Source organism: Streptomyces atriruber (genome assembly GCF_001418325.1).
GTDB classification, from domain to species: domain Bacteria; phylum Actinomycetota; class Actinomycetes; order Streptomycetales; family Streptomycetaceae; genus Streptomyces; species Streptomyces atriruber.
The window spans coordinates 1-25988 of record NZ_LIPN01000056.1; the positions used below are offsets into that span (position 1 = coordinate 1).

At 71.5% G+C, this 25988-nt stretch carries 27 protein-coding genes and 1 pseudogene; 13 read left to right on the forward strand and 15 right to left on the reverse strand.

Annotated features, from left to right (window positions below; all coding sequences use genetic code 11):
* Positions 1-581: type I methionyl aminopeptidase (map, locus tag AOK03_RS06300; protein ID WP_055564165.1), on the forward strand; the 581-nt coding region annotated here is incomplete at its 5' end.
* Between the two features lie 46 nt (positions 582-627).
* The gene (locus AOK03_RS06305) at positions 628-2499 is read left to right on the forward strand and encodes a WD40 repeat domain-containing protein (RefSeq protein WP_055564166.1); all 1872 of its coding nucleotides are present in this window, start codon (positions 628-630) and stop codon (positions 2497-2499) included.
* A 60-nt stretch (positions 2500-2559) separates the two neighbouring features.
* Here the strand turns inward: AOK03_RS06305 and ggt are convergent, their stop codons facing one another.
* Entirely contained in the window at positions 2560-4419 is a 1860-nt protein-coding gene (ggt, locus tag AOK03_RS06310; protein ID WP_055564167.1) for a gamma-glutamyltransferase, read from the reverse strand.
* Positions 4420-4523: 104 nt separating this feature from the next.
* Here ggt and AOK03_RS06315 point away from each other — a divergent pair, with 104 nt between their 5' ends.
* The 3 genes from AOK03_RS06315 (at position 4524) to AOK03_RS06325 (ending at position 8331) form a co-directional block, all read left to right on the forward strand.
* Entirely contained in the window at positions 4524-5279 is a 756-nt protein-coding gene (locus tag AOK03_RS06315) for a hypothetical protein (protein ID WP_167355581.1), read from the forward strand.
* 134 nt (positions 5280-5413) lie between these two features.
* Positions 5414-6598, forward strand: coding sequence for a L,D-transpeptidase (locus tag AOK03_RS06320; protein WP_055564186.1), 1185 nt, complete (start codon positions 5414-5416; stop codon positions 6596-6598).
* A gap of 116 nt (positions 6599-6714) precedes the next feature.
* The gene (locus AOK03_RS06325; protein WP_055564169.1) at positions 6715-8331 is read left to right on the forward strand and encodes a CocE/NonD family hydrolase; all 1617 of its coding nucleotides are present in this window, start codon (positions 6715-6717) and stop codon (positions 8329-8331) included.
* Positions 8332-8367: 36 nt separating this feature from the next.
* Here the strand turns inward: AOK03_RS06325 and AOK03_RS06330 are convergent, their stop codons facing one another.
* The 11 genes from AOK03_RS06330 to AOK03_RS06380 all read right to left on the reverse strand — a co-directional run bounded on the left by AOK03_RS06330 (position 8368) and on the right by AOK03_RS06380 (position 16957).
* The gene (locus tag AOK03_RS06330; RefSeq protein ID WP_055564170.1) at positions 8368-9237 is read right to left on the reverse strand and encodes an amino acid ABC transporter permease; all 870 of its coding nucleotides are present in this window, start codon (positions 9235-9237) and stop codon (positions 8368-8370) included.
* Positions 9234-9878 carry an amino acid ABC transporter permease gene (locus AOK03_RS06335; protein WP_055564171.1) on the reverse strand — a complete coding sequence of 215 codons (645 nt, stop codon included), beginning with the start codon at positions 9876-9878 and terminating at the stop codon, positions 9234-9236. Before AOK03_RS06335 ends, AOK03_RS06330 begins: the two co-directional genes overlap by 4 nt.
* A 9-nt stretch (positions 9879-9887) precedes the next feature.
* Positions 9888-10805 (reverse strand): glutamate ABC transporter substrate-binding protein, encoded by a 918-nt coding sequence (locus tag AOK03_RS06340; protein WP_055564187.1) that lies wholly within the window; start codon positions 10803-10805, stop codon positions 9888-9890.
* A gap of 54 nt (positions 10806-10859) precedes the next feature.
* Entirely contained in the window at positions 10860-11603 is a 744-nt protein-coding gene (locus AOK03_RS06345; RefSeq protein WP_055564172.1) for an amino acid ABC transporter ATP-binding protein, read from the reverse strand.
* Positions 11604-11717: 114 nt separating this feature from the next.
* Entirely contained in the window at positions 11718-12161 is a 444-nt protein-coding gene (locus AOK03_RS06350) for a DUF6278 family protein (protein WP_055564173.1), read from the reverse strand.
* A gap of 72 nt (positions 12162-12233) precedes the next feature.
* Positions 12234-13520: a PP2C family protein-serine/threonine phosphatase gene (locus AOK03_RS06355; protein ID WP_055564174.1), complete on the reverse strand. Its 1287-nt coding sequence runs from the start codon at positions 13518-13520 to the stop codon at positions 12234-12236.
* Positions 13517-14527, reverse strand: coding sequence for a SpoIIE family protein phosphatase (locus AOK03_RS06360; protein ID WP_055564175.1), 1011 nt, complete (start codon positions 14525-14527; stop codon positions 13517-13519). Before AOK03_RS06360 ends, AOK03_RS06355 begins: the two co-directional genes overlap by 4 nt.
* Positions 14524-14907 (reverse strand): anti-sigma regulatory factor, encoded by a 384-nt coding sequence (locus AOK03_RS06365; RefSeq protein ID WP_055564188.1) that lies wholly within the window; start codon positions 14905-14907, stop codon positions 14524-14526. The genes AOK03_RS06360 and AOK03_RS06365 overlap by 4 nt, the downstream gene beginning before the upstream one ends.
* A 79-nt stretch (positions 14908-14986) precedes the next feature.
* Entirely contained in the window at positions 14987-15382 is a 396-nt protein-coding gene (locus AOK03_RS06370; protein ID WP_244177505.1) for an STAS domain-containing protein, read from the reverse strand.
* Positions 15383-15390: 8 nt separating this feature from the next.
* Positions 15391-16272 (reverse strand): STAS domain-containing protein, encoded by an 882-nt coding sequence (locus AOK03_RS06375; protein ID WP_055564177.1) that lies wholly within the window; start codon positions 16270-16272, stop codon positions 15391-15393.
* A 184-nt stretch (positions 16273-16456) separates the two neighbouring features.
* The gene (locus AOK03_RS06380) at positions 16457-16957 is read right to left on the reverse strand and encodes a MarR family winged helix-turn-helix transcriptional regulator (RefSeq protein WP_055564178.1); all 501 of its coding nucleotides are present in this window, start codon (positions 16955-16957) and stop codon (positions 16457-16459) included.
* A 110-nt stretch (positions 16958-17067) separates the two neighbouring features.
* Here AOK03_RS06380 and AOK03_RS06385 point away from each other — a divergent pair, with 110 nt between their 5' ends.
* From AOK03_RS06385 to AOK03_RS06400, 5 genes are all read left to right on the forward strand, one after another.
* On the forward strand, positions 17068-18234 hold the full coding sequence (locus AOK03_RS06385) for a PP2C family protein-serine/threonine phosphatase (RefSeq protein WP_055564179.1): 1167 nt from the start codon (positions 17068-17070) through the stop codon (positions 18232-18234).
* Between the two features lie 102 nt (positions 18235-18336).
* On the forward strand, positions 18337-18747 hold the full coding sequence (locus tag AOK03_RS06390) for an ATP-binding protein (protein WP_055564180.1): 411 nt from the start codon (positions 18337-18339) through the stop codon (positions 18745-18747).
* Between the two features lie 90 nt (positions 18748-18837).
* Positions 18838-18984, forward strand: coding sequence for a hypothetical protein (locus AOK03_RS43065; protein WP_167355582.1), 147 nt, complete (start codon positions 18838-18840; stop codon positions 18982-18984).
* A gap of 53 nt (positions 18985-19037) precedes the next feature.
* On the forward strand, positions 19038-19601 hold the full coding sequence (locus tag AOK03_RS06395; RefSeq protein ID WP_244177506.1) for a PRC-barrel domain-containing protein: 564 nt from the start codon (positions 19038-19040) through the stop codon (positions 19599-19601).
* Positions 19598-20023: a PRC-barrel domain-containing protein gene (locus AOK03_RS06400; RefSeq protein WP_055564181.1), complete on the forward strand. Its 426-nt coding sequence runs from the start codon at positions 19598-19600 to the stop codon at positions 20021-20023. The genes AOK03_RS06395 and AOK03_RS06400 overlap by 4 nt, the downstream gene beginning before the upstream one ends.
* Before the next feature lie 45 nt (positions 20024-20068).
* Here AOK03_RS06400 and AOK03_RS06405 read toward each other — a convergent pair whose 3' ends face one another.
* Together AOK03_RS06405 and AOK03_RS06410 are read right to left on the reverse strand one after the other, a co-directional pair.
* On the reverse strand, positions 20069-20881 hold the full coding sequence (locus AOK03_RS06405) for an ABC transporter permease (protein WP_055564182.1): 813 nt from the start codon (positions 20879-20881) through the stop codon (positions 20069-20071).
* Entirely contained in the window at positions 20878-21834 is a 957-nt protein-coding gene (locus tag AOK03_RS06410; RefSeq protein ID WP_055564189.1) for an ATP-binding cassette domain-containing protein, read from the reverse strand. The genes AOK03_RS06405 and AOK03_RS06410 overlap by 4 nt, the downstream gene beginning before the upstream one ends.
* A gap of 133 nt (positions 21835-21967) precedes the next feature.
* Between AOK03_RS06410 and AOK03_RS06415 the strand changes: the two genes are divergently transcribed.
* From AOK03_RS06415 to AOK03_RS06425, 3 genes are all read left to right on the forward strand, one after another.
* Positions 21968-23206 (forward strand): sensor histidine kinase, encoded by a 1239-nt coding sequence (locus AOK03_RS06415; protein WP_055564183.1) that lies wholly within the window; start codon positions 21968-21970, stop codon positions 23204-23206.
* A complete protein-coding gene (locus AOK03_RS06420; protein ID WP_055564184.1) occupies positions 23203-23862 on the forward strand; it encodes a response regulator in 660 nt (219 codons plus the stop codon). Before AOK03_RS06415 ends, AOK03_RS06420 begins: the two co-directional genes overlap by 4 nt.
* Before the next feature lie 80 nt (positions 23863-23942).
* Entirely contained in the window at positions 23943-25748 is a 1806-nt protein-coding gene (locus tag AOK03_RS06425; protein ID WP_055564185.1) for an SGNH/GDSL hydrolase family protein, read from the forward strand.
* Positions 25749-25769: 21 nt separating this feature from the next.
* On the opposite strand, the pseudogene AOK03_RS06430 reads toward AOK03_RS06425, so the two are convergent.
* Positions 25770-25988: pseudogene (locus AOK03_RS06430) on the reverse strand (exodeoxyribonuclease III); the annotation flags it as partial.

Genomic DNA, 25988 nt, shown 5'->3' on the forward strand with positions numbered 1-25988 from the left:
ATAAGCGACACACCCCCTTCCCCGCCGTCCTCTGCACCTCGGTCAACGAAGCGATCGTCCACGGCGTCCCGAACGCCTACCGCCTGCGCGACGGCGACCTCGTCTCGCTCGACTGCGGCGCCGAGCTCGCGGGCTGGGTCGGCGACTCGGCGATCAGCTTCACCGTCGGCACCCCGCGCCCCGAGGACACGCGCCTGATCGCGACGGCGGAGCGCGCACTGGAAGCGGGCATCGCGGCGGCGGTCGTCGGCAACCGCATCGGCGACATCGCCCACGCCATCGGCACCGTCTGCCGCACCGCGGGGTACGGCATCCCGGAGGGGTTCGGCGGCCACGGCATCGGCCGCCGCATGCACGAGGACCCCGGCGTCCCGAACGAGGGGCGACCCGGCCGCGGCATGCCCCTGCGCCCCGGCATGGCCATCGCCATCGAGCCGATGGTGATCGCGGGCGGCGGCGACGGCTACCACCCCGCCCCGGACGGCTGGACGCTGCGCACGAACGACGGCAGCCGCGCGGCGCACGCCGAGCACACCGTCGCGATCACCGAGGACGGTCCCAGGATCCTCACCGCACTGTGACCCCACGGGGACACTCCCCGACGTAGATCATCCGTACGCTTCTCCGGTGACACGAGAGATCATCGACTACGGACAGTTCGCGGAACGGCTGCGCCAGCAGCAACAAGGCCGCCCCCGCTGGGAGTTGCTCCACGCGGTGCAGCAGGAGTGGGGCTACGAGGACCCGGGCGGCGAGCCCGGGCACTCGCGGTGGGGCGGGGAGAACCGCACGGACGGCATCGACTGGGAGCTGCCCGTCCCGCAGGCCCTGAACGAGTGGTGGGACTCCCCGCTCAACTCCTTCGCCTTCAATCCGCGCCTGTACTGGGTCCACACGCAGTGGCCGCCGACGATCTCGGAGCTCGAACTGCCCCCGGACAGCGCCCTCGTGGCGCCGGGCGGCGACCGACGCGTCTGCGTTTTCATGTCGGAGTACCACTACAGCCACGCGTGGGGCTATCTCGCCGCCGAGGCCGAACTGCCCGACCCGCGCGTCGTCGTGAGCGTCGGCGGCGAGTGGGTCGTGCAGAGCAGGTCGCTCTCGGAGTTCCTGATGCAGCTGGCCTTCGAGCGGATGCCGGCGCACTACGGCTGGACGCTGCGGGTGCCCAGGGCGGTCGTCGACGCCGACCCGGAGATCGTCCGGCGCCTGACGGCCTCGTACCGTGAACTCGGCCTGCTGCCCTGGCAGGAGATGGGCACCGACGCACTGTCGTACGGCGCTCCCGACGCGGTCGTGCGGCACGGACGCGGGCCGGGCGCCGACTTCGCGATCGTCATCAACGCCCGTACGCGCGAGGCGCTCGTCGCGGTCGCCGAGACCCTCGGCGTCGACTGGTCCGGCGACAAGGCGATCCGCCCGCCCTCCGAGGTGCCCGCGCCCCTGGAGGACCTCGGACCGGTCACCCTGGCGGCGGGCGAGGCCGATCCCCGGGGCCGCTGGACCGTCCTGATGCGCGGCCACAGCGCCCCGCCCGCGGTGCCCGGCGCCGCCGCCGCGCTCGTCCCCGCGCCGGGCACCCTGCGGTCGGTGGCCGCCAACCGGAGCGGAACGACCCTCGTGGCGGGTGACGTGGACGGCTCGGTCCACGTCCTGGAGACCGACGACGAGTCCCCCGAGACGATCGTCCTGACGCTGCACCGCGCCCCGGTCACCGCGCTCGCCTGCCTCGAACTGGCCAACGGCAAGCGCCTCGTGCTGAGCGGCGACGAGCACGGCGTGATCCGCTACTGGAACACCCGCCGCAAGCCGATGCGCATCCCCTTCGACCGCCGCGCCACGCCCGTCCGCGCCCTCGCCGCCGCCCAGCTGGAGACCGGCCCGGCGTTCGCCGCCGCATGGGCCGACGGCCTGGTCCGCATCTGGGACCTGGAGTCCGACGCCGTGGCCGGCCTGCGCCTGGGCACCGGCATCAGGTTCCTCGGACTCGACGCGGACGGCACCCTGCGCGTCACCGACGGGCACGGCACCTCCGCGCTCGCCCTGGACCTGGCCAAGCTGTGGCCGCACCGCGACCTCCAGCTGCGCCTGGACGGCGTCGACTGGGGATCCCTGTGGACCGCCCGCGGGCCCGGCCACATGGTCCCGGAGCTGATCGGCAAGGTCGCCTCGGACGACAAGAAGACGGCCATGGACGCGGTCCACGACCTCTACCGGCTCCTGGTCTCCAAGGAGGCCTCCTCGACGGCCGCGGTCCCCGCGATCCCGTTCCTGGTCGACCTGATGACGGACCCGGACAACAGGTCCCGCAGCACGCTGCTGCTGCTCATCGCGGACCTCGCCGACGTGCGCCAGGCCCGCGGCGGCCGCGGCGACGCCCAGCTGGCCGCCGTCCGCGCGGCGCTGCCCGCCCTGCGGTACCTGCACGACGACCCGGAGTCGCCGATCCGCTGGGCCGCGAACGAGCTGGAGCAGAACTGCGCGGCGTCGCCCGCCTGACGGCGCCGACTCCGCCGGGGGCCGTACAGCCGTTACAGCCGTACGGCCCCCGGCCCGGTCTCACTTCTCCGGGCTCACCACCATGGCCGAGCCGCCGCCCCGGCGGACCTTCTCGGCCGCCGCGAGCCACTTCCCGCCCGGCAGCCGCTGCACGCCCGTGGCCGCGCCGATCTCCGGGTTCTGCTTGAAGGAGTGCCCGATCGACTCCAGCGAACCCTTCAACGGGCTGTTCCACAGCTCCGGTTCGAGCTCGGTCTGTGCGGCGTTGCGCTGGCTCGCGCGCGGCGCGGCGATCGCGTCGACCAGCGGAAGGCCGCGGTCGACGAAGCCCGTCAGCGTCTGCAGGACGGTCGTGACGATGGTCGCGCCGCCCGGCGACCCGAGGGCCACCACCGGCTTGCCGTGCCTCAGCACGATCGTCGGGGAGATCGAGGAGCGCGGCCGCTTGCCGGGCCCCGGCAGGTTCGGGTCGTGCACCGCCGGATCGGCGGGCGCGAAGGAGAAGTCGGTGAGTTCGTTGTTGAGCAGGAAGCCGCGGCCCGGGACGGTGATGCCGCTGCCGCCCGTCGACTCGATGGTGAGGGTGTACGCCACGACGTTGCCCCACTTGTCGGCGGCCGTGAGGTGCGTGGTGTTCTCGCCCTCGTACGTCGTCGGGGCCGCCTCGTCGCCCTTGCCGCACGCCTCGGGGTGGCGCGGGTCGCCGGGCGCGAGCGGACTCTTCAGCACCGCGGTGTCCTTGATCAGGCACTCCCGCGAGTCGGCGAACCGCTGCGAGAGGAGCTCCTTCGTCGGTACGTCCTCGAAGGCGGGGTCGCCCACCCAGCGCCCGCGGTCGGCGAACGCGATGCGGCTGGCCTCGATGTAGCGGTGCAGGTACTTCGCCTTCGACGCCTTGGAGAGGTCCGTGCGCTCCAGGATGTTGAGCGCCTCGCCGACGGTCGTGCCGCCGGAGGAGGAGGGCGCCATGGAGTACACGTCGAGGCCGCGGTACGAGGTTTTGGTGGGGGCCTGGCGCTTGACCGCGTACGCCCGGAGGTCCTTGACGGAGAGGTCGCCCGGCCGCACCTTGCGGTCCGCCGCGGGGTCGACCGGCGGCTTGTTCACCGTCCGCACGAACTCCTCGGCGAGATCGCCCCGGTACAGCGCACCGACGCCCTTGCGGCCCAGCTCCTGATAGGTGCGCGCCAGGTCGGGGTTCTTGAACGTCGAGCCGACCTCCGGCAGCTTGCCGCCCGGCAGGAACAGCTTCGCGCTGGCGGGGAAGTCCCTGAACCGCTTCTCGTTCGACTCGGTCTGCGCGCGGAAGGTCGGGTCGACCGTGAATCCGTCGCGCGCGAGGCGCTCGGCGGGCTTCAGGAGGCTGCGCAGGCTCTTGCTGCCCCAGGAGTCCAGCGCCGACTGCCAGGTGGCGGGCGTGCCGGGGGTGCCGACGCCGAGGCCGCTGGTGACCGCGTCGGCGAAGGGGATCGGCTTGCCGTTCTCCAGGAAGAGCCCGGAGTCCGCGGTGCGCGGGGCCGTCTCGCGGCCGTCGATGGTGCTGACCTTGTGGGTCTTCGCGTCGTAGTGGACGAAGTAGCCGCCACCGCCGACGCCGGACGAGTACGGCTCGGTGACGCCGAGCGCGGCGGCGGTGGCGACGGCCGCGTCCACGGCGTTGCCGCCCTTCTTGAGGACCTCGATGCCGGCCGCCGAGGCGTCCGGGTCGACGCTGGCGACGGCGCCGCCGTGGCCGACGGCGACCGGCACCTTGTCGGGAGTCCTGCCGTCCGGGGCCCGGCCCGCCGGGTGTGCGGACGCAGGATGTGCGGAAGCCGGTTCCGCTGAGCGCGTAGGCGAAGGGGGCGCGGCCGCACCGACCGACACCAATACCCCTCCGACCGCCAATAGCGTCAGATTCCGTACGACAGCGCGACGCATTCGTACCTCCTGTCAACAACCGTCTGCGCAGCGTAACTTCGAGTCGCCCACCGCGTAAGGACCTCCTCGAACACGGGTCCGGCGGCCCGCTAGCATGCGCCCCCATGACTGAAGACGTGCGCAACCTCGTCCTCGGCCTGATCGCGGTCGGCATCAGTGCCGTCCTTGGCTGGCTCACCCGCGGCTATCTGTGGAAGCGCAGGCTCCGCCGCAAGCAGGCCTTCTTCGGGCTGCCCGACAACTCCGAGTCGCTGCTGGTGGTGAACCGCGACGCGGGCGGCCCCGAGCTGACCGTGGTGCGCCAGGACGTGTTCGCACTCATCGAGCTGGCCGCGGTGATCAAGGAGTGCGGGGCGCACGCCCAGGTCGTCGCGCACGACGCGGCCCAGCAGGGCTTCGGCGAGCGCACCGAGTTCTGCGTGGGCAACCCGGTGGCCAACCGCCGGATGGCCGCGCACATGCACTCCCTGCTGCCCGGCGTCCGGGTGAACACGGAACCGGAGCCGATACCCGACCGCGGCGCCTTCCAGATCGGCAGCGAGCGCTACCGCCTGGAGGCCGGTCTCACGGAGTACGTGATCCTCGCCCGCCTCACCGCCGACCAGGGCCAGGAGGCGAGACCCGTCTTCCTCTTCTGCGGCCAGCGCGCGGTCACCAGCCAGGCGGCCACCCGCTATCTGGCCCGCCACCACGAGAAGCTCGCCCGCAAGCACGGCAACAACTCCTTCGTCCTGCTCCTGAAGGTCGTCAATTCGCAGGCGTACGGCCCCGACGTCGTCGAGCTCGTCGCGGAGGTGACGCGCGCCGCCCAGACCCCGATCCCCACGCCGTCGGCCCGGAGCTCCCATCGCGCCAAGTGACACCGCGATCACCATGCGCCGACACCGTCGGGGACCTTCTGTGACCTGGCAGGCAATTTCCGCACATCGGGCAACCTGAAGCCGCGTTCAGGACTCTCTCCGTGCAGTTCCACATTCGCACGGAGGTACGTTCCTTGACCCCCCAGAGCTCCACCAGCCGCCGACGCCCCCTTCGCACCCGCCACGCGGCGGCCGCGGGCCTGGCGGCGCTGGCCGCCGCCCTGACCGCCTGCTCGGGCGGCAGCGACTCGTCCGCCGCCGAGGCCGCCGAGAAGCCGGAGATCAAGGTGAACCTCTCCGGACAGCGGGCCGAGGCGGGCAAGCCCGTCGAGGTCAGCCTGGCGGACGGCAAGCTGAAGAAGGTCACGGTCGCCGACGACAAGGGCACCGAGCTGGCCGGCAAGGTGTCGGCCAATGGCGCCACCTGGACCTCGGAGCGCAAGGCGGCGCCCGGCACCGCCTACAAGGTCGAGGCGATCACCGCCGAGGGCGGCAGCGCGAAGTCGTCGTTCAAGACGGCCGCGCCCGACAAGGTCAACAAGGTGACCCTGGCCCCGGGCAAGAACACCACCGTCGGCATCGCCCAGCCCCTGTCGATCACCTTCGACAACCCGGTGCGCAACAAGGCCGAGGTCGAGAAGCACCTGAAGGTGAGCACCTCGAACAACACCGAGGGCTCCTGGGGCTGGATCAAGAACTACGACGGCAAGGACCGCGTCGACTGGCGGCCCAAGGAGTACTGGAAGTCCGGCACGAAGGTGAAGCTGGACGCCCGCCTGAACGGCATCGACTCGGGCGGCGACGACTGGTTCGTGCGCGACTACGCGACGAACTTCACCGTCGGCAGGAGCCAGGTCGTCAAGGTGAACCTGGACAGCAAGACGGCGACGCTCACGCGCGACGGCAAGACCGTCAAGTCGCTGCCGATGTCGGCGGGCACCCCGGGCGGCGACAAGGCGTCCTGGGGCGGCACCTCGGTCCTGATGTCGAAGGAGGGCACGATCAATATGCGCTCCGAGACCGTCGGCCTGGGCGACGCCTACGACAAGATGGTCGACTACTCGATGCGGCTCACCTGGTCGGGCATGTACGCGCACGCGGCCCCGTGGAACGCCTCGTACTTCGGCAACACCAACCACAGCTCCGGCTGCGTCGGCATGAGCGACGGCGACGCGGGCTGGCTCTACCACCAGGCCCAGATAGGCGACCCCTTCGAGGTCACCGGCAGCGGTTCGAAGGGCGTCCCGGACCCGGGCAACGGCTACGGCGAGTGGAACATCTCCTGGTCGGACTGGCAGGCGAAGAGCGCGCTGAAGTAACCGTGCACACTTCAACGATCGTTACCGGGGCGTAACTTACCGACGGGTTACCCCCGGTAAAGGTTCGCGGTTACCGTCGGGTCACTTTGCACTTTCAACGAGTGAGGAAGTGACCCGTGAGCCACTCGCACCCGCACCGCGTCCTGCGCACGACCACCGTGGGCGCCGTCTCGGCCACCCTCGTCGCCGGGGCCGCCTTCGGCCTGGCCCCCGCGGCGCAGGCGGCACCGGCCGCCGGGCCGCGGGCCGCGGGCACCGCCGACGCACGCTCCGCCGACGTGCGCTTCGTCGACATCCCCGGCGACGGCGGCACGGTCCTCAAGGCCAACGTCTTCACCCCGAAGGGCGCGAAGGCGGGCGTGAAGTACCCCTCCATCGTGCTGCCCACCAGCTGGGCCATGCCCCAGATCGAGTACGTCGCGCAGGCCCAGAAGCTCGCGGACTCCGGCTATGTCGTGGTCAGTTACAACTCGCGCGGCTTCTGGCAGTCCGGCGGCGAGATCGAGACCGCGGGCCCCGAGGACATCGCGGACGCCTCCAAGGTCATCGACTGGACCCTGGAGAACACCCCCGCCGACCCGGCGAAGGTCGGCATGGCGGGCGTCTCCTACGGCGCGGGCATCAGCCTGCTGGCCGCCGGGCACGACAAGCGGATCAAGGCCGTCGCCGCGATGAGCGGCTGGGGCGACCTGATCGACTCGATCTACAGCGGACGCACCCAGCACTTCCAGGCCGCCGCCCTGCTCGGCGGCGCGGGCGCGCTCACGGGCCGCCCGAGCGCCGAGCTCCAGCAGACCCTCAAGGACTTCCTCGGATCCAACCTGGACAAGGAGGACGAGATGATCGCGTGGGGCAAGAAGCGCTCCCCCGCGACCTACCTCGACCGGATCAACGAGAACGGCGCGGCCATCATGCTGGGCAACGCCTGGGGCGACACGCTCTTCCCGCCCAACCAGTACGCGACGTTCTACGAGCGCCTGACCGGCCCCAAGCGCCTGGAGTTCCGCCCCGGCGACCACGCGACGGCCGAGGCGACCGGCCTGCTCGGCCTGCCCAACGACACCTGGACCAACACCCAGCGGTGGTTCGACCACTACCTCAAGGGCCAGGACAACGGCATCGACAAGGAGCAGCCCGTCCAGCTCAAGCCTCGCTCGACGGGCGACTACGAGGGCTACCCGGACTGGAAGTCGGTCGGCCCGACCCGCAAGAAGATCGCCATGTCCGGCACCACCACGATCCGCGCGAACGTCGACTCGGGCGCCAACGGCGGCATCGCCATCCTGTCGAACGCCCTGGACCAGTTCTTCAAGCTCCCGCCGGTGGCCTCGATGCCCCTGCTGCCGCGCCGTTACGCGGGCGTCTGGCAGTCCGAGCGGTACGACGCACCGCAGCAGGTGCGCGGGACGACGAAGCTGCACACCACGCTCTCCAGCACCAAGGAGAGCGGCACCCTCGTCGCATACCTCTACGACGTGGGCCCGCTCGGCCTCGGCAAGCTGGTCAGCAACGCGCCGTACACCTTCCACGGCAAGACGCCCGGCAAGCCGTTCGGCGTGGACCTGGAGTTGTTCTCCACGGCCTACGACGTACCGGCAGGGCACAGGCTCGCCCTGGTCGTCGACACGGTCGACCCGCTCTACATCGAGCACAACCCGTCCGGCGCGCAGCTGACCTTCTCCTCGCCGGAGACGGACCCGTCATACGTGTCCGTACCCCTGCGCGAGCAGTGATCACCGGCTGCTGCCGGGTGGGCGTGGCCCTACTGGCTACTGCGTACCGGGCAGCAGCGTCCCTGGTTCGGCCGGGGCCACGTCAGCGGCCTCGGTCTTGGGATTGCGCCGCTGCCGCTTCGACACCCACTGGGCGAACCACGACAGCAACATGCACATCCCGATGTAGATCGGTGAGATCACCATGACAACGGGGATGAAGGGCAAATCGTAGTCGAGGTTCGACGCGATCAGCTTCCCGGCATGGAGGAACTCCTCGTAGGTGATCAGATATCCGAGCGAGGTGTCCTTCAGGGCCACCACCAACTGGCTGATGATGGCGGGCAACATGGCCCGCACGGCCTGCGGTACGAGGACGTGTCCCATGACCTGTGTCTTGCGCATTCCGAGCGCGTAGGCCGCCTCCCGCTGCCCCCTCTCGACGGAGTTGACGCCGGATCGGAAGACCTCGGCGAGTACGGAGCCGTTGTAGAGCGTGAGTCCGGCGACCAGCGCGGGCAGCGGCTGCACCTTCAGCGCCACGAAGACGAAGAAGATCATCACCAGGACCGGCATCGCGCGGAAGAACTCCACGAGCAGCGTGGCCACCCAGCGCACCGGGCGGTGGTCGGAGAGCCGCCCCATGGCGAGCAGGCCGCCGAGCGCGAGCGCAAGGACCGCGGAGATGGCGAAGGCCTTGAGCGTGTTGCCGAGGCCGCGCAGGAGGAGCTCCTGGATGCCCTTGTACTCGAAGGGCGTCCACTTGGTCGACGTGAACTGGTCGGTGTCGAACAGCAGGTACAGGATCCACCCGATGAGCGCGAGCACGACCAGGGTGGAGACCACCCCGTACAGCTTGTGCCGGCGCACGGTCTTGGGGCCGGGGATGTCGTAAAGGGCGGTCGAATCGTGGGAGAGGGCTTTCATCGGGCGACTCCCCAGCGCTTCTCGAGGACATTGAAGATCGCGCTGATGGCGAGGGTGATGATGAGGTAGCCGAGGGCGATCCAGACGAACGTCCAGATGATGTTGTAGCCCAGCTCGCTGAGCGTCTTGTACGTGCCGAGCAGCTCGGTGACGCTGAACGCGCCCGCGATCGCCGAGTTCTTGGCGAGCGCGATGAGGTTGGAGCCGACCGGCGCGATGACGGACCGGAAGGCCTGCGGCAGCACGACCGTCGACAGGGTCTGGCCGAAGCTCATGCCGAGGCTCCTGGCCGCCTCGCCCTGCCCCTTGGGCACCGTGTTGATGCCCGATCTGAGCGCCTCGCAGATGAACGCGGAGGTGTAGCAGCCCAGGGCGAGCACGGCGAACACCTTGAAGGGCAGCACGAGGCCGAAGCGCGGCAGCCCGAGCAGCACCGCGAAGAAGAGCAGTGTCAGCGGGGTGTTGCGCAGGACCGTGACCCACACCGTGCCGAACGCCCGGAAGGATCCGACGGGCGCGACGCGGAACGACGCCATGACGAAGCCGAGGGCGAGGGCCAGGAGCGAGGCGTAGACCGTGAGTTCGACGGTGCCGAGGAAGCCCTCGCCGAACGTGGAGAAGTTGTCCGTCAGTACGTCCACGACGCCTCCTCAGCTCGCCGGGTAGCGGTCGATGGCGGGTGGCTTCGGCGCCGGGACCCCGGAGAGACCGAGGGTGGCGTCGTAGGCCTTCTTCCAGTCGCCGTTCTTCTCGCGGGCGGCGAGGGCGTCGTCGACGGCGAACCTGAGGGCGTTGTCGCCCCGGGGCACGCCGATGCCGTACGGCTCCTCGGAGAACGGCTTGCCGACCACCTTGAGTTCGTCGGGCGCCTTGGCCGCGTAGCCGATCAGGATCGCGTCGTCGGTGGTGACGGCGTCGACCTGATAGGTCAGCAGGTTGTCGACGCAGATCGAGTAGGTGTCGTAGGCGACGAGGGTGGCCTTCGGGTAGTCCTTCTGGATCCGCTGGTACGGGGTGGATCCGGCGGCCGAGCAGACGCGTTTGCCGGCCAGGTCCTGCGGACCCTGGATGTCCTCCTCGTCGGTGCGCACCAGCAGCCCCTGACCCGCCATGTAGTACGGGCCGCCGAAGCCGACGAGCTTCTTCCGGTTGTCGTTGATGGTGTAGGTGCCGACGTAGTAGTCGATCTGCCCGTTCTGCAGGGCGGTCTCGCGGTTGGCCGACGCGATGGTCTTGTACTCGATCTTCTTGGGGTCGAGACCGAGCGAGGCCGAGATCATCTTGGCGATCTCGATGTCGAAGCCCGAGTAGGCGCCGCTAGCCGGGTCCTTCTCGCCCAGGTAGGGCTGGTCCTCCTTGGCGCCGACCACGAAGCGGCCGCGGTTCTTCGCCTTCCGCCAGGTCCCCGAGTCGGGCAGCCGGAAACCGGTCGCCACCTGGTACTTCGGCAGTTCCTCGGCCGAGGGGCCCTTGGTGGGCGGGCTGCCTTCCTTGCCGCACGCGGCGGCGGCGCAGGCGGCGACCGCGAGCACGGCGAGCAGGCGTGTCGTCCGCACGGCCGTACGCATGCCGCGCTGCGTGGTGTCACGCGTGGTGTGTCGCTTCACGAGCACGTCCCCCCGTCAGTGCTTGAGGATCTTGGAGAGGAAGTCCTTGGCGCGCTCGCTCTCCGGGTGGGTGAAGAAGTCCTCGGGGGTCCGGTCCTCGACGATGCGGCCGTCGGCCATGAAGACCACGCGGTTGGCGGCGGAGCGGGCGAAGCCCATCTCGTGGGTGACGACGACCATCGTCATGCCGTCCCGCGCGAGCTGCTGCATGACTTCGAGGACCTCGTTGATCATCTCGGGGTCGAGGGCCGAGGTCGGCTCGTCGAAGAGGAGCGCCTTGGGGTCCATGGCGAGCGCGCGGGCGATGGCCACGCGCTGCTGCTGGCCGCCGGAGAGCTGCGCCGGGTACTTCTCGGCGTGCGCGGACAGGCCCACGCGCTCCAGGAGTTCGCGGGAGCGCTTCTCCGCCTCGTCCTTCTTGCGTCCCCGCACTTTGATCTGCGCCAGGGCGACGTTCTGGAGAACGGTCTTGTGCGCGAAGAGATTGAAGGACTGGAAGACCATGCCGACTTCGGCGCGGAGCCTCGCGAGCGCCTTCCCCTCGTCGGGCAGCGGCCGCCCGTCGAGTCTGATCTCTCCCGACTGGATGGTCTCGAGCCGGTTGATCGTCCGGCACAGTGTCGATTTGCCCGACCCCGAAGGGCCGATGACCACGACCACCTCCCCCTTGCCGACGGTGAGGTTGACGTCCTGGAGGACGTGCAGCTCTCCGTAGTACTTGTTCACATCACGCAGCTCGATCAACGGATCGACGGCCATGGCAAGACCTGCCCACTCTCAGCTGTGTTCGTCCGCGCAAACTATCCACGTGGAAACGGGACTTACTGGACGACACGCACTTATGGGCATTAACCGTATTTGAGGCAATTCGGGCTATGTCTCGGATGCCTCGCCGTAGACCTGCGAAAGCTCGGGCGCGCCGTGCACCGCCCAGTCGAGTCCCGCCTCGACGACCTGGATGTCCCGGCCGGTCTTCAGCCGCACGACCGGACTGCCGCCGGGCCACACGTGCCAGGTCGCGCCCGGCACCGTCCGCACCACGACGGTGCCCAGATAGAGACCCGCGTCGTTGCCGAGCCACGGCAGCAGCTCGGGATCGTCGCGCCAGCGCGGCAGGAGCTGGTCGAGGGCCGCCAACGACGCCGGGGAGTCGTCGAGTTCGAGCCCGGCGGCGCTCGCCTGGGAGCGCAGCAGCTCACACTCGGAGAGCAGTTCGGCGACGCCGTCCGGATCCTCCTCGAACACGGCCGCGAGCCCCTCGGCCCGGTCCGTCGTGGAGTGCCGCCTGCGCCACTTGTCGAGGAACGGGATGTTCATGATCGGCCTCTCCGTGTCCCTTTTTCAAGAATGTATCTTGCATCAGTTGATCACGGAATCGGGCGAATCACCCTACTTCTGAGGCTCCGGAGGGTGGCGGAGCTGTGGGGCCTCTCCCGTGCGTCGCACGGCGATCGCCAGGGTGTCGTCCCGGTGGAGCACGTCACTGACCAGCTCCTCCGCCACCAGTCCGGGGATCCGCTCGGTCGGCTGCGCACGGTGCCTGCACAGGGCGTCCTTGAGCCGGGCCTCTCCCTCGCACGGGTCCCTGCGGCTCTCGGTGAGGCCGTCGGTGTAGAGCAGCAGCACGTCGTCGGGCTCCAGCCGCGTGGACAGGACGCGTTCGCTGCCGGGCAGGGGGAAACCGACGCCCCGGCCGCGCACCTCCAGATGGGTCGCGGTGCCGTCGCCGTGGGCGAGGAGGGCCGGCGGGTGGCTGCCGTTGGCCAGGTCGAGCCGGCCGTCCGCCGGGTCGAGCCGGGCCAGCAGCAGCGTGGCCATGACGCTCTGGTCGAAGGGCGCCAGGATGCCGTCGGTACGGGCGACGATGGTCTCCAGCGGGTGGCCTTCGAGGGCGAGGGTGCGCACCGCGTGGGTGACGGTGAGCGCGGTGCGCGTACTGGTGATGCCGTGCCCGAGTGCGTCGACGACGGTGAAGTGGACGGTTCCGTCCGGGAGGGTGAACCAGTCGTACAGGTCCCCGCCGGTCGGCGCCTCGTCGCTGGCCGGGGCGTAGTGCACCGCGAGCTCCAGGCCGTCCACGTGCAGCGGCCTGGGGCGCAGCGCGTCCTCCAGGGCGCGCAGGGTGCGCCCGTGCGCGGTCCGCAGCTGTTCGTCGCGCTCTTCGAGTTGTACGTACAGGGCCAGGACGCCGCTGTTGGTCTCGGCCAGCTCGTCCTTGAGCCTGCGGTGCTCGTCGGCGAGGGCGTCGGCGCGGGCCAGCGCCGCGCGGAGCTCCTCCTCCAGGAGCGCGATGTCGGCGTCGCTGTTGCGCGTCGCCGCGGCGGGCGTGGCCTGGGGGCGGCTCGCGGGCTGCCCCTCGGGCAGGGGCAGGTGCCACACGACCGTGCCGTCGGACCGGGTCTGCGCGCTCAGTGGCAGGCGGTCCGTCGCCACCGCCGCGCCGGAGGCCTGGCGCGGCAGGCGCAGCGCGAGCGTCAGCAGGCGCGCGCCGTCCTCGTCGGTGCCGCGCCCGCTCAGCAGGGTGACGGGACGGCCGCCCACGAGGACGGGGGCGGCCACCTCGGTCAGCGACTGGACCAGGCGGGCGCGCTCGTCGGCGGGCAGCCGGTGTCCCAGGGCGATGCTTCGTACGGTGTGCCGCAGCGCCGCGAGCGTGCGGACGGTTTCGCGGGTCATCTCATTCCCAGGTGGGGGCCAAGAGCGAGGACGGTGGCATCGTCGCGGCGGCGCCGGTGCGTGTGGGCCAACGAGGCGGCGAGGAGCGTCGGGGGCAGGGTGAGGCGCGCGGCGGTGGGGGCGTAGGCCCACCGGTGGTCGATTCCGTCGGTGTGCAGGACGACGCTGGTGTGCTGAGGCAGGTCCACGAAGCGGCTCCTCGGCGTGGGCAGGGTGTATCCGACGATCCCCGCCTGCCCCGTGAGCTGGTGTTTGACGCCTTCGGATGACAGCGTCACCGCTCGGACGTTGCCGATTCCGCAGTACTCGGCGCGTCCGGCGGCGACGCGCAGGACGGCGACCGCGGCGCCGCGCGTGTGCCGAAGTGCCTTGTGCAGCGCGGTGAGGATGTCGGCCAGCGGGGCGTGGGGGTGGGCGAGGAAGGTGCGCTCGGCGCGCTGGGTGGCCGCGGCCGCCTCGGGTCCGTGACCGAGGCCGTCGATGACCAACGCGGTCCGTACGCCGTCCTGTTCGGCGACGGCGTATCCGTCGCCGCTCGTCTGCTCCCCGTCGGCGGGCAGGCACAGCGCTCCCGTGGCGGCCGGGGAGCCCGGGGCCTTCGGCGGGGCCAGGCGGGCGTGGGCGAGCGTGCCGAGGCCGGTGTCGGAGCGGATGGCGAAGTCCGTGGCGATCCGGCGTGCGGCGCCCAGCCCCGCGCCCATCGTTCGGGTGGTGCTGTATCCGTCCCTGAGGCTCAGTCCGATGTCGGGCATGCCCGGTCCGCTGTCGACGGCGATGACGTCCATGCCGCCGGCGAGGGGGGAGCGCTGGACGAAGAGGGCGCCGTTGCGGGCGTGCTTGATGATGTTGCTGGCCAGCTCGCTCGCCAGGACGGCTGCCTGGTCGGGCAGCGCCCCGGGCATGTCGCAGGCGGTGGCGAGCGAGCGGGCGTGGTCGGCCGCGCTCTGCACAGCGCTGGGGTGGTCTATGTCGATGTGCAGAGTCCGTGCCGTCGCACCGGTGTTCATCGTCGTTCGTTCCAGCGCAGGGCCGTGATGGTGGTGCCGAGGCCCGGCGCGGACCGCACCTCGAACTCGTGCATGAGACGGCGGGCGCCGCCCAGGCCGTGCCCCAGTCCGGCGCCGGTGGTGTACCCGTCGGCGAAGGCCTGGTCGATGTCGGCGATGCCCGGTCCTTCGTCGCTCACCGTGAGCCGCAGCCCTCGCCTCTCGCCCTGTCGGACGTCCTCCAGGGAGAGGGTGCCGCCCCCGCCGTGCACGTAGGCATTGCGGGCCAGTTCACTGGCGGCGGTGACGATGCGCGTCTGGTCCACCAGCCCGAAGCCCGCCCGCTGCGTGGCGTCCCGCACCGCGTGCCGCACGGTCAGCAGGTCCTCCTCGGAGCGGATGGCGTGGACGGTGCGGGGCTCGCTCTCCGTGGTGCTCCCGGAACGTGTGGGGGCAGGGAGTGTGGTGGTCTTGTCGAGGTCACCGTAGAGGGACAACACGGGCCCCCTTTGGGGGTTGAGGAGCCGGCTGCCAACCCAACGCGATCATGCCCTGCTCCGCGTTGAGGGTGGTCTCCACACCGGACAGCTGCAGGCCGAGCTCCACCAGGGTGATGGCGACGGCCGGGCGCATGCCGGCCACTATCACCCGGGCGCCGAGCAGCCGTGCCGTCGTGGTCAGTTCCATCAGCGTGCGGGCCACGAACGAGTCGATGATCTCGAGCCGGGAGATGTCGATGAGGATCGCTCGCGCCCGGTCGGCGACGATGCGCTCGGTCAGCTCCTCGGTGAAGGCGACGGCCGCCTTGTCGTCGAGTTCGTTGAGCAGGCCGGTGACCAGGACATCACCGAGGCGCAGGATCGGAACCCCGCTCAAGCCGCCGGTCACCGCGCATCCGCGAGCGAGGCACGCTGGGTCTGGTGGTCCGAGAGCAGCGGGATGGCCGCGGCGAGTGCGTCCGCCAGCGTCGCCCGCGTCAGGATGGCCGACAGGTCGATGCCGAGCTGCGCGATGATCTGCGCGATCGGCGGGCGGATGCCACTGATCACGCAGTCGGCGCCCATCAGCCGTACGGCGTTGACCGTCTGCATCAGGTGGTGCGCGACCGCGGTGTCCACCGTGGGCACACCGGTGATGTCGATGATCGCGACCTGCGCCTCGTCCCGCTCGATGGCCTCCAGCAGGTTCTCCATCACGACCTGCGTCCGGGTCGTGTCGAGCGTCCCGATCAGCGGTACGGCGAGCACGTGGTCCCACAGGCGCACCACCGGGGTGGACACCTCCAGGAGCTGGCGGCTCTGCCGCCGGATGATCTCCTCGCGCCCTTCCACGTAGATGTCGAAGGACATGGCGCCCGCCGTGTCGAGCAACCGGTTGATGAACAGGGCGGCGTGATAGAGCGCGGCCACGTCCCGCGTCTCCTCCTGGACCGCCTCCAGCAGCGCTTCCTTGAGCGTCAGCACCGCCTGCGAGGTCGCCGTGGGGGTCGCCCCGCCTCTGGCGCGGCGCAGCGACAGATCCGTGACGCACTGGCGCAGCCCTGGGTGCGAGGCCACCACGTCCTGCGCCGGGAGGTCGGTTTCGAGGCCGGCGAGCAGCGCCTCGACCAAGGAGTCGGCCTCTTCGTTCAGCTCGGCCTCGGTGACGCCGGTCTCCAGGACCGCCTGTTCCGACTGGAGCGCCACCCAACGGTCGGCCACCTTCTCCCCCTGCTCGCGCAGGGCGGCGCTGACGCGCAACCGGGCTTCGGACTCACTGGAGTTCATTCCATCCACCTTAGCAATTGTTGCCGCACGGCAAATGTTAGCCGAGGTGCGCGATCTTCGAAGGCGGACGGCCGGACCGAGTCGGCTGCTGGACGTTCGCGAGTACCTGGGTGTGCCGGGAGTAAACCCTCGTGGCGGGGTGAACGGTCACCGCACGCGCCGCACAGCCCGGCCGGGCTGTGCTTCAAGCGGTATCGACCGCGTCGTCGTGCGCCCGGAGGCGCCCCGGAACAGTGTCCTCCACAGCCCGCTGAAAGCCGCTCAGACCCTTCACCAGGGCGGTGCGCTCCGCCGGCCGCATCGCCGAAATAGCGTCCAACAACCCACTCTCGCGCCGGGCGCGCAGTTCGTTGAGGTAATTTTCTCCCCGGCTCGACAAGCGCAGTTCGAGCTCGCGGCGACTGGCTGAACTGAGAGATCGCTCGATGAAGCCCAGGGCATGAAGGCGGTCACACATACGACTCACCGAAGACGGCGCCGATCCCAGGAACTCTCCGAGCGTCCGCAGGTTGATGCCCTGAGCGCCGTCCAGGACGTACAGCACCCTCAGCTGTGAGGACGACACGGGTGCCGTCGGGGCGATGTCCCTGCCCCTGCTCCACAGCACCTCGAGCAGCTCGATGACTTCCCGGGCAGCATGCGTGGCCGCACCCTGATCGTCCCTGACGGAAGCTTCGGAGTTCATGGCCTCAACTGTGACACTTCGCAAGGGCCCTGTCAGTCGCTGAGGCATGGCGGACGCTCGGCCCCTTCCCACAACTCCCGACCCGAACCGGAACAGGTGGTACCCAACAAGTGGACAGATTCACGGCTGTGGAACGCGCCCTGCGCAAATCCGCACCGCACGCTCTTCTCGAAACAGTGCGGGACGCGCTCATCCGGCGGTACACAGCCTGCTCGGTCGACCTGCTCATGGCCGACTACGCGATGACCATACTCCAACCGGTCAACGCGCTTCCGCACACGGCAGCACCCGTGGCGGTCCACACCAGCCCGGCCGGCCGTGCCTTCGGCGCACAGGAACCGCACGTCGAGGCCGCCGCCCACGGCGATCCCGTCACCGTCCACCTCCCGGTGAGCGTGCGCGGCGACCGCATCGGCATCCTGAGCGTCCGACTGCCCCCGGAGGCCTGCGACGCCGCGGTCGTACGCGAACTCGGCGACATCGCGGAGGTCCTCGGTCACGAGATCGTCGTGGCCGAGCGGGACACCGACCTCTACCTCCAGGCGCGGCGCGCCGACCGGCTCACCCTCGCCGCCGAAATGCAGTGGCAGCTGCTACCGGGCCGGTCCTGCTCCCGCCCCGAGTACGACATCGGCGCCCAGCTCGAACCGGCGTACGCGATCCACGGCGACAACTTCGACTGGTCGACCTCCGCCGACCGGCTCACCCTCACCGTCACCAACGGCATGGGCGAGGGCATCGAGGCCGCGCTCCTGACCAACCTGGCCGTCAACGCGCTGCGCAACGCCCGCCGGGCCGGGCTCTCGCTCAGCGACCAGGCCTGCCTGGCCGACCAGGCCGTCTACGGCCACTACCAGGGCGCCGTCCATCTCTCCATGCTGCTCCTGTGCTTCGATCTCACCACGGGAGAAACGGAGATCATCGACGCGGGCTCCCCGAGGATGTGGCGCGTGCGCGGCGGCAGGGCCGAGCCCATAGAGCTGGACGCGCAGCTGCCGCTCGGCATGTCCGAGGACACGCCCTACGCCGCGGAGCGCTTCCGCGCCGAACCCGGCGACCGGCTGCTGTTCGTCAGCGACGGTGTCTACGACGTGGCGTCACCGACCGGCGAGCGCTACAGCGAGCGCGCCCTGACCCGGGCGATGACGAGCACCCGGCTCCTGCCGCCCTCCCAGGTGCCGCGCGCGGTGCTCCACGAGCTCTCCGGCCACCGCGGCCCCATAGACGCCGACGACGACGCCATGATCGTGTGCATGGACTGGCGGGGGCGCCCCTGAGGCGGGCGCGGCGGGTATCGGCCGGGAACGGGGGCGTTGAACCCGCCAATCTTCGGGCAGGCGTTCCTCTCGGGACAGCCGTCCCGAGCAAGGAGGAGTCTCATGCGGACGCAGCGCGCACCGCTCACCCGACCGCCGCAAACCGCCACGTTCGACAAGAGACCCGAAGCGGTCGCCCACGCACGGGACATCACCCGTGCCTTCGTCGCCGGGCTCTCCCCGGAGGTGGGCGACCAGAACGCGTCGAGCATCGAACTGGTCGTCTCCGAACTCGTCACCAACGTGGTCCGGCACGCCCGCGGCACCCTGTGCTCCCTTCGCCTGCAGGCCCGCAGGGACGTCATCACGGTCGCCGTCTCCGACGCGGACCCACGGCCCCCGCAGGAGCGGGCGCCCGATCTCGCGGGCGACACCGGCGGGTTCGGCTGGCCCATGGTCCAGCACCTGGCCCGGGTGGTGACGGTCAGCCTCGACGCGACCAGCAAGACCATCCGGGCGGAGCTCGCGCGCTAGCCGGGCGGCCCCGGGAGCCGGGTGACTGTTCGCCGCCACGGGGTATCCGGTCCCCATGGGTTCGGTCCTGGTCGCTCCGGGAGGTGGACGATGGACTGGTGGGCGTATGTGATCGCCTCGCTCGTCGTGGTGGTTCTGCTGGTGGCCGCGGTGGTCGGCGTGCAGGCCCGGCGGCGCAGCGGGGGCGTGATCGTGGTGCGACGCGGTCGGCGGCCCAAGCGGGGGCGGGTCCGGTGACGGCGTCCGTCCCCGCGGCCTTGATGTCGGCCGGTGACCTCACGAAACGTCCGGTGGTCACGTTGGGCGGCGAAGCCGTGGCCCAGGTCAAGGATGTCGTGCTCGACGGCGCGGGCGGCCGCATCGCCGGATTCACGCTGGCCGGCCGGGGGCTGTTGTCCGGCCCGCTGCGCAAGAGCCTGCCGTGGGCCGCTGTGCACGCCCTGGGCGTGGACGCCGTGATGATCACGTCGGCCGAGGTGCTCGAGGGCAAGTCCGCCGTCGCCTCCTGGGAGGAGGCGTCCGGCGGACTCGTCCGCGGGGCGCGCGTGCTGACGGACCGTGGCGTGCAGGTGGGCACCGTGCTGGACGTGGTGGTCGAGGCGGGCTGCGAGGGGCGGGTGGTCGGCGTCGAGATGTCCTCCACGGAGGCGCTGGGCCGCCGCGGGCGCAAGGTCTTCCTGCCGCTCGGCGGACGGCCCGCCCTGACCGGCGACACGCTGCTGGTTCCCGCACAGGACACCGAGCACGCCGTCGAGGAACTCGGTGAGCTGGCCACCGCGTTGTGGCGCAAGCGGCTCTCCGGTCCGCGTGGTCCGCGCGTGCCCGGCGCCGCGGGTGAGGAGCGGACCTCATGATGCTGCTCAGTCAGGCCGTGGGCCGCCCGGTCGTCAGCTCGGCGGACGCCGCGCAGGTCGGCACGGTGGCGGGCCTCGTCCTCGCACCGGAAGAGGCCCTGATCACCGCGGTCCGGCTGGACGGGGTCAAGGGCGGCGCCGACGTCGTGGCCTGGGCGGACGTGCACGCGGTGGGGCCGGACGCGGTGGTCATCGGGGCGGCCTCGATGGCCCGGTTCGCGTCCACGGACTCCGCCGGGAGCCAGGACCTGCTCGGCAAGCGCCTGTTGACGGAGCTGGGCGACGCGGTCGGGACCCTCACCGACGTCGCCTTCGACCCGGAGTCCGGCCGCATCGACACCCTGCTCAGCTCGCGCGGCGCCCGCATCCCCGGCCACCAGCTGCTCGGTGTCGGCTCGTACGCCGTGGTGGTCCGCGCCTGACGGTGCGCCGGTGCGGCCTCGTGACCGGTCGCCGGGGCGCGCCGCTCAGACGTCGCGGCGGTCCACCGTGAGGACGGCGGCGGTCGCCGCGGCCGGTGGCCAGAGGGCCAGCACCAGCCACGCGCCCGTGGCGGTCCACGGGTGGCCGGAGTCGACGGCGCCCGTCTCGGTGAGTCGCAGCCACGCCTCGTACGGCATCGTGTGGTCGAGGACCGCCGCCCAGTACCGGTCGTCGCTGAGCGCGATGGGGAGCAGGAGCAGGAGCACGAAGGTGGCGACCAGCGTGGTGCCGCCGTGCCTCAGGAGCGCGCCGAGCGCCGTCCCGGCCAGCGCGGACACCGGCGCGAGCAGCGCGGAGGCGATGACGAGCCGCCACGCTCCGGGGTGGCCGATCGGGACGCCGACGCCCCGGCCGGACAGGATGGCCTGGGTCAGCCAGAAGGAGGCGCCCGCGACGACCGCGCCGAAGACGGTCATGACCACGGTGATCACCGTGACCTTGGCCGCCATCAGCGGGCGCCGGGCGGGCACGGCCGCGAACGTCGTGCGGATCAGCCCGGTCCGGAACTCAGCGACCAGCGAGAGGGCGCCGACGGCCCCCGCCGAGAGCATCAGGGTCAGCGCGGCGTTCGCCGTGAACGCCTCCTGCAGCGGTATGCCGTCGCGCACGAAGCGGGCCCCGTCGGACTCACCGTCCTCCGCCCAGTAGCGGTAGGTGTCGTACGCCGTACCGGCGTTGATGGCCAGGACGGCGAGCCCGGCGATCAGCAGCGACCAGCCGGTGGAGCGCAGGGAACGGAACTTCAGCCATTCGGCGGCGACGAGGTCGCCGAACCGGGGATCGGTCGACCGGGTCATCGCGGTTCTCCTGTCGGGTATTCGAATGCCGGACGTTCGAGTGTCGGACGTTCGAGTGTCGGATATTCGAGGCTGTCGGCGGTCAGTTCCATGAACGCCTCCTCCAGGGAGGCAGTCCGCGTGGTCAGTTCGTGCAGCAGGATCCGGTGGCGGAGGGCGAGTTCGCCGATGCGGGGCGCGTCCAGACCGCTCACCACGAGCCGCCCGTCGGCGTCGGCGCCCACCGACGCGCCCTCGGCGGTCAGCAGCGGTGTCAGCGCGGGCGCGTCGGGCGTCCGCACGGCGACGGTGCGGCGTCCGGAGCGGCCCGCGAACGCGTCGAGGCTCTCCGCGGCGATGAGCTCGCCGCGGCCGATGACGACCAGGTCGTCGGCGGTGTGCTCCATCTCGGACATGAGGTGGCTGGAGACGAACACGGTGCGGCCCTCGGCGGCCAGCCGCCGGAACAGCCCGCGGACCCAGCGCACGCCCTCGGGGTCCAGGCCGTTGAGCGGTTCGTCGAAGAGCAGGACCGGAGGGTCGCCGAGGAGCGCGGCGGCGATGCCGAGGCGCTGCCGCATGCCGAGGGAGAAGCCCGCGACACGGCGCCGTGCGGCTTCCGTGAGGCCGACCTCCGCGAGGACCTCGTCGACGCGGGTGCGCGGGATGCGGTTGCTGCGGGCGAGCACGCCGAGGTGGGCCTGCGCGGTGTGGCCGCCGTGCACGTCGCCCGCGTCGAGGAGCGCGCCCACGTCGCGCAGGCCGCGCGCCCGCTCCCGGAACGGCCGCCCCGCGACGGTGACGGAGCCGCCGGTGGGGCCGTCGAGGCCGAGGATCAGGCGCAGGGTGGTGGACTTCCCGGCGCCGTTCGGGCCGAGGAAGCCGGTCACCAGGCCCGAACGCACCCGGAAGGTCAGGGCGTTCACCGCGGTCCTGGAGCCATATCGCTTCGTCAGTTCATTGACTTCGATCACGGGGTTCACGGTGCCGTGCGTGGCCCGTGCGCGTCGTCGGGCCGAGGCCGACACTTCCCCGAGCGGCTGTCGACCGTGGTTGTACACCCGTGGATCGATTCCCTGTACGAGTCGCTCTGGCTACGATCTGCGCATGTCAGCCACCCCGCCGCTCCCCCTGCTCAAGCACGCGCCGCCCGGCGTGTGGGTGGCCGTGTCCTGGTGCCTGGGCATGGCCTTCGGCGTGCGCGACGACCTCGGCGTCTCGTGGCTGCCGACGAGCGCGGAGCCGGGACCGAGGCCGTGGCAGTGGCTGCTCGTGGCCGCCGCCGTCGGGACGGCGCTGGCCGCGGGACGGCTGCTGAGCCGCCGCCCCCTGGTGTCGCTGGGCCTCCTGATCGTCGCCTCGTTCACCGCGACCCTCGCGATCGGCGAGACGAACATCGGGTTCCTGCAGTACGCGGCGGTCGACATCGCCATGGGCTACGTCGTGGCGACCGGCACGCGCCGCGACCACACCACCGCCGTCGCCCTGGCCCTCTGCGTGCTGCCCGGATACGCGTTCCTGCGCCAACTGCTCGGACTCCCCCTCCGCCTCGAACACACCATCACCTCCAGCTGGTCGGACTGGCAGACCTTCGTGCTGACGGCCGCCGTCGCCTGGCTGGTCGGCAACTCGGTGAGCCGGACCCGCGCCTACACGGAGCAGCTCGGCGAGCAGGCCGCCGCGCAGGCCGTCACCGCCGAACGGCTGCGCATCGCCCGGGAGATGCACGACACGGTGGCGCACAGCATCGGCATCATCGCCCTGCAGGCGGGCGCGGCGGCCCGGGTCGTCGAGACCCAGCCGGCGGGCGCGCGCGAGGCGATGACCGCGGTGGAGAAGGCGGGCCGGGACACGCTGGCCGGGCTGCGGCGGATGCTGGTCGCACTGCGGGAGAGCGAGCCGGGCCAGGGCCCGGACGGGGAGCGGGAACCGGTGCCGCGCGGGCCCGCCGAGGGACTCGCCGACGTGGATCGGATGGCCGCGTCGACGACGGCCGCCGGGGTGCGCGTCGACGTGGTGTGGCGGGGCGAACGGCGGCCGCTGCCCGCGGACATCGACCTGTCGGCGTTCCGCGTCATCCAGGAGTCGGTCACCAACGTGGTGCGCCACGCGGGCGTCGCGTCCTGCACCGTGTCCGTGGACTACCGCGCAGAGGAGCTCGTCATCGAGATCGAGGACAGCGGAAGGGGCGGCGCCGCGCCCGCCCGCGGCACCGGATTCGGCCTGGTCGGCATGGGCGAACGGGTCGCCCTGCTGCACGGCGAGTTCAGCGCCGCCGCACGCCCGGGCGGCGGCTTCCGGGTGAGCGCCCGGCTGCCGGTGCCGGTCACGGCGGGTGCCCGGTGACGATCCGCGTCCTGCTGGTCGACGACCAGCCCCTCGTCCGCACCGCCCTGAGCATGGTCATCACCGAGGCCCCGGACATCGAGGTCGCGGGCGAGGCCGCGTCGGGCGAGGAGGCGGTCCGGCTCTGCGCCGAACTGCGCCCGCACGTCGTGGTGATGGACATCCGGATGCCGGGCGTGGACGGCATCGAGGCGACCCGGCAGATCACGTCGGGCGCCGCGCCCGCGCACGTCGTCATCCTCACCACGTTCGACGACGACGATTACGTGTACGGGGCGCTGCGCGCCGGTGCCGCCGGATTCCTCGTCAAAGACATGGCCCTAGACGACATCCTGGCTGCCGTGCGGACCGTCGCGACCGGCGACGGACTGATCGCGCCGAGCGTCACGCGCCGCCTGATCAAGGAGTTCGCGGGGCGCCCCGAGTCAGCGCCGCCGCGCGAGGTGGCGATCTCCGGCATCACGGACCGCGAGCGCGAGGTGCTGACCCTGGTGGGCCGTGGCCTCTCGAACACCGAGATAGCCGCGGAGCTCTGTCTGAGCGTCGCCACCGCGAAGACCTATCTGACCCGGCTCCTGGCGAAGCTCGACGCCAGGGACCGGGTGCAGCTGGTGATCATCGCGTACGAGAAGGGGCTGGTGTCGGCGGATCGCTGACGCCCCCGCTTCCCTTCCGGTGAGTTCGCGTCGTGTTCACGCGTCCCTCATTGACTCGCCTCCCGCGCCTCCTTAGCTTCATGGCGCATCTGCCAACGCGGGAGGGGACTGTCGTGCGCCGACGTATCTGGGGAACGGCCGCCGTGCTCGCCCTGTTCACCGGTCTGGTGCCGGTGACTTCGGCGCAGGCCGCGGCACCGCACAGACCCGGGCCGCTCCCCCTGGAGCGGCTCTTCGACAACCGCGCGGTCAGCGACGACACCCGTCCCGGCGACGCGGACTTCGACGGTACGGGCGGCTCCCTGTCCGCCCGGGACCTGACCGCCGCGGGCTGGACTCCCGGGCGGTCGCTCGCCGTTGACGGGGCCCGTCTCAGCTGGCCGCGCACCGCGCCGGGCACGCCGGACAACGTGCGCGCCGACGGCCAGTCGGTGCGGGTCCACGGCCGCGGCGACGCCCTGGCCTTCCTGGTCGCCGGCACGGGCGGCGAGGCGAGCGGCACGGGCACGGTCCGCTACCGGGACGGCTCACGCGGCGGCTACCGGCTCACCGCGCCGGACTGGCGCGCCGGTCCGCTCGCCACCAAGTCCGTCGCCCTGCCGCACATCAACACGCCCGGCGGCCAACTCGCCGAGAAGGCACGGCTGTACGTGGTGACGGTGCCGCTGGCCCGCGGCCGCGAGGTCGCCTCGGTGACCCTGCCGCGCGACCCGGGCGCCCCGGACCTGCATGTGTTCGCCCTGTCGGTGCGGGGCGGGACGAAGGGCTGGACGGGCACCTGGTCGGCGTCGACCGCGGGTTACGCGGCGGTGGGGCCCTGGGCCGACCGGACGGTGCGGCTCGTCGTGCACACGAGCACGGGCGGACCGCGGGTGCGCATCCGGCTCGACAACACCTTCGCGGCGACCCCGGTGCGGATCGGCAGCGCGACGGTGGCGGTGCAGGCGTCCGGGGCCGGGGCGCGGGGCGAGCCGCGGCGGCTGTCCTTCCGCGGTGCTCGGGGCACGGAGCTCCCGGCGGGCGCCCAGGCGTTCAGCGACCCCCTCGACTTCGATGTGCCGGCCGACGCGAACCTCCTGGTCAGCTTCCACCTGCCCGACCCCGTGGTGGCGGCGCCCGTGCACAGCCAGGCCATCCAGCGGTCGTACGTCAGCGATCCCGGCGACCACGCGGCGGACGGCTCCCCGGCGGCGTACACCTCGACGATCACGACGTGGCCGCTGCTCACGGGCGTCGACGTCAGCGGCGGGCGCGGGTCCGTGGTGCTCCTCGGCGACTCGATCACCGACGGGGTGAAGTCGACGCAGGACGCCAACCGGCGCTGGCCCAACGTCCTTGCGACGCGGCTCCTGAACCAGTCCGACGTCCCGCAGTACGGCGTGCTCAACCAGGGAATTTCCGCGAACCGCGTGGTCGCCGACCGCTACCCCGGGGACGGCGTCTCCACCGACACCGGCGGCGTGAGCGCCCTGCACCGCCTGGACCGCGACGTCCTCGCCCAGACGTCGGCGCGCACCGTCGTCGTCTTCGAAGGGGTCAACGACGTGCGCTGGGGCGCCTCGGCGGACCAGGTGATCGCCGGGCTGCGGGAGGTCGCGGACCGTGCCCGGGCGCGCGGGCTGCGGACCGTGGCGGCGACGATCGCGCCGTGCGAGGGCGAGTCCCTGTGCACGGCGGCCGCGAATGCGCAGCGGGAGGCCGTCAACGCCTATCTGCGGGGCGGCGACGACTTCGACGCCGTGCTCGACTTCGACGCGGTGCTGCGGGATCCCGCGCACCCGGCGCGGATCCTCCCCGCCTACGACAGCGGGGACCATCTGCATCCGGGCGACACGGGCCTCGCCGCGCTGGCGGAGTCGGTGGACCTGCGCCTGCTCGCGCCCTGACGCCGTCCCCGCCCCGGCCCCTCAGACGTCGAGGTCGACCACGACGGGTGCGTGGTCGGACGCGCCCTTGCCCTTGCGCTCCTCACGGTCCACGTACGAATCGGAGACGGCCTTCGCGAACGGCTCGTTGCCGTAGACCAGGTCGATGCGCATGCCGCGGTTCTTGGGGAAGCCCAGCTGGCGGTAGTCCCAGTACGTGAACGGGTGGGCGTACTTGAGGGGGCGGGGCATGACGTCGGT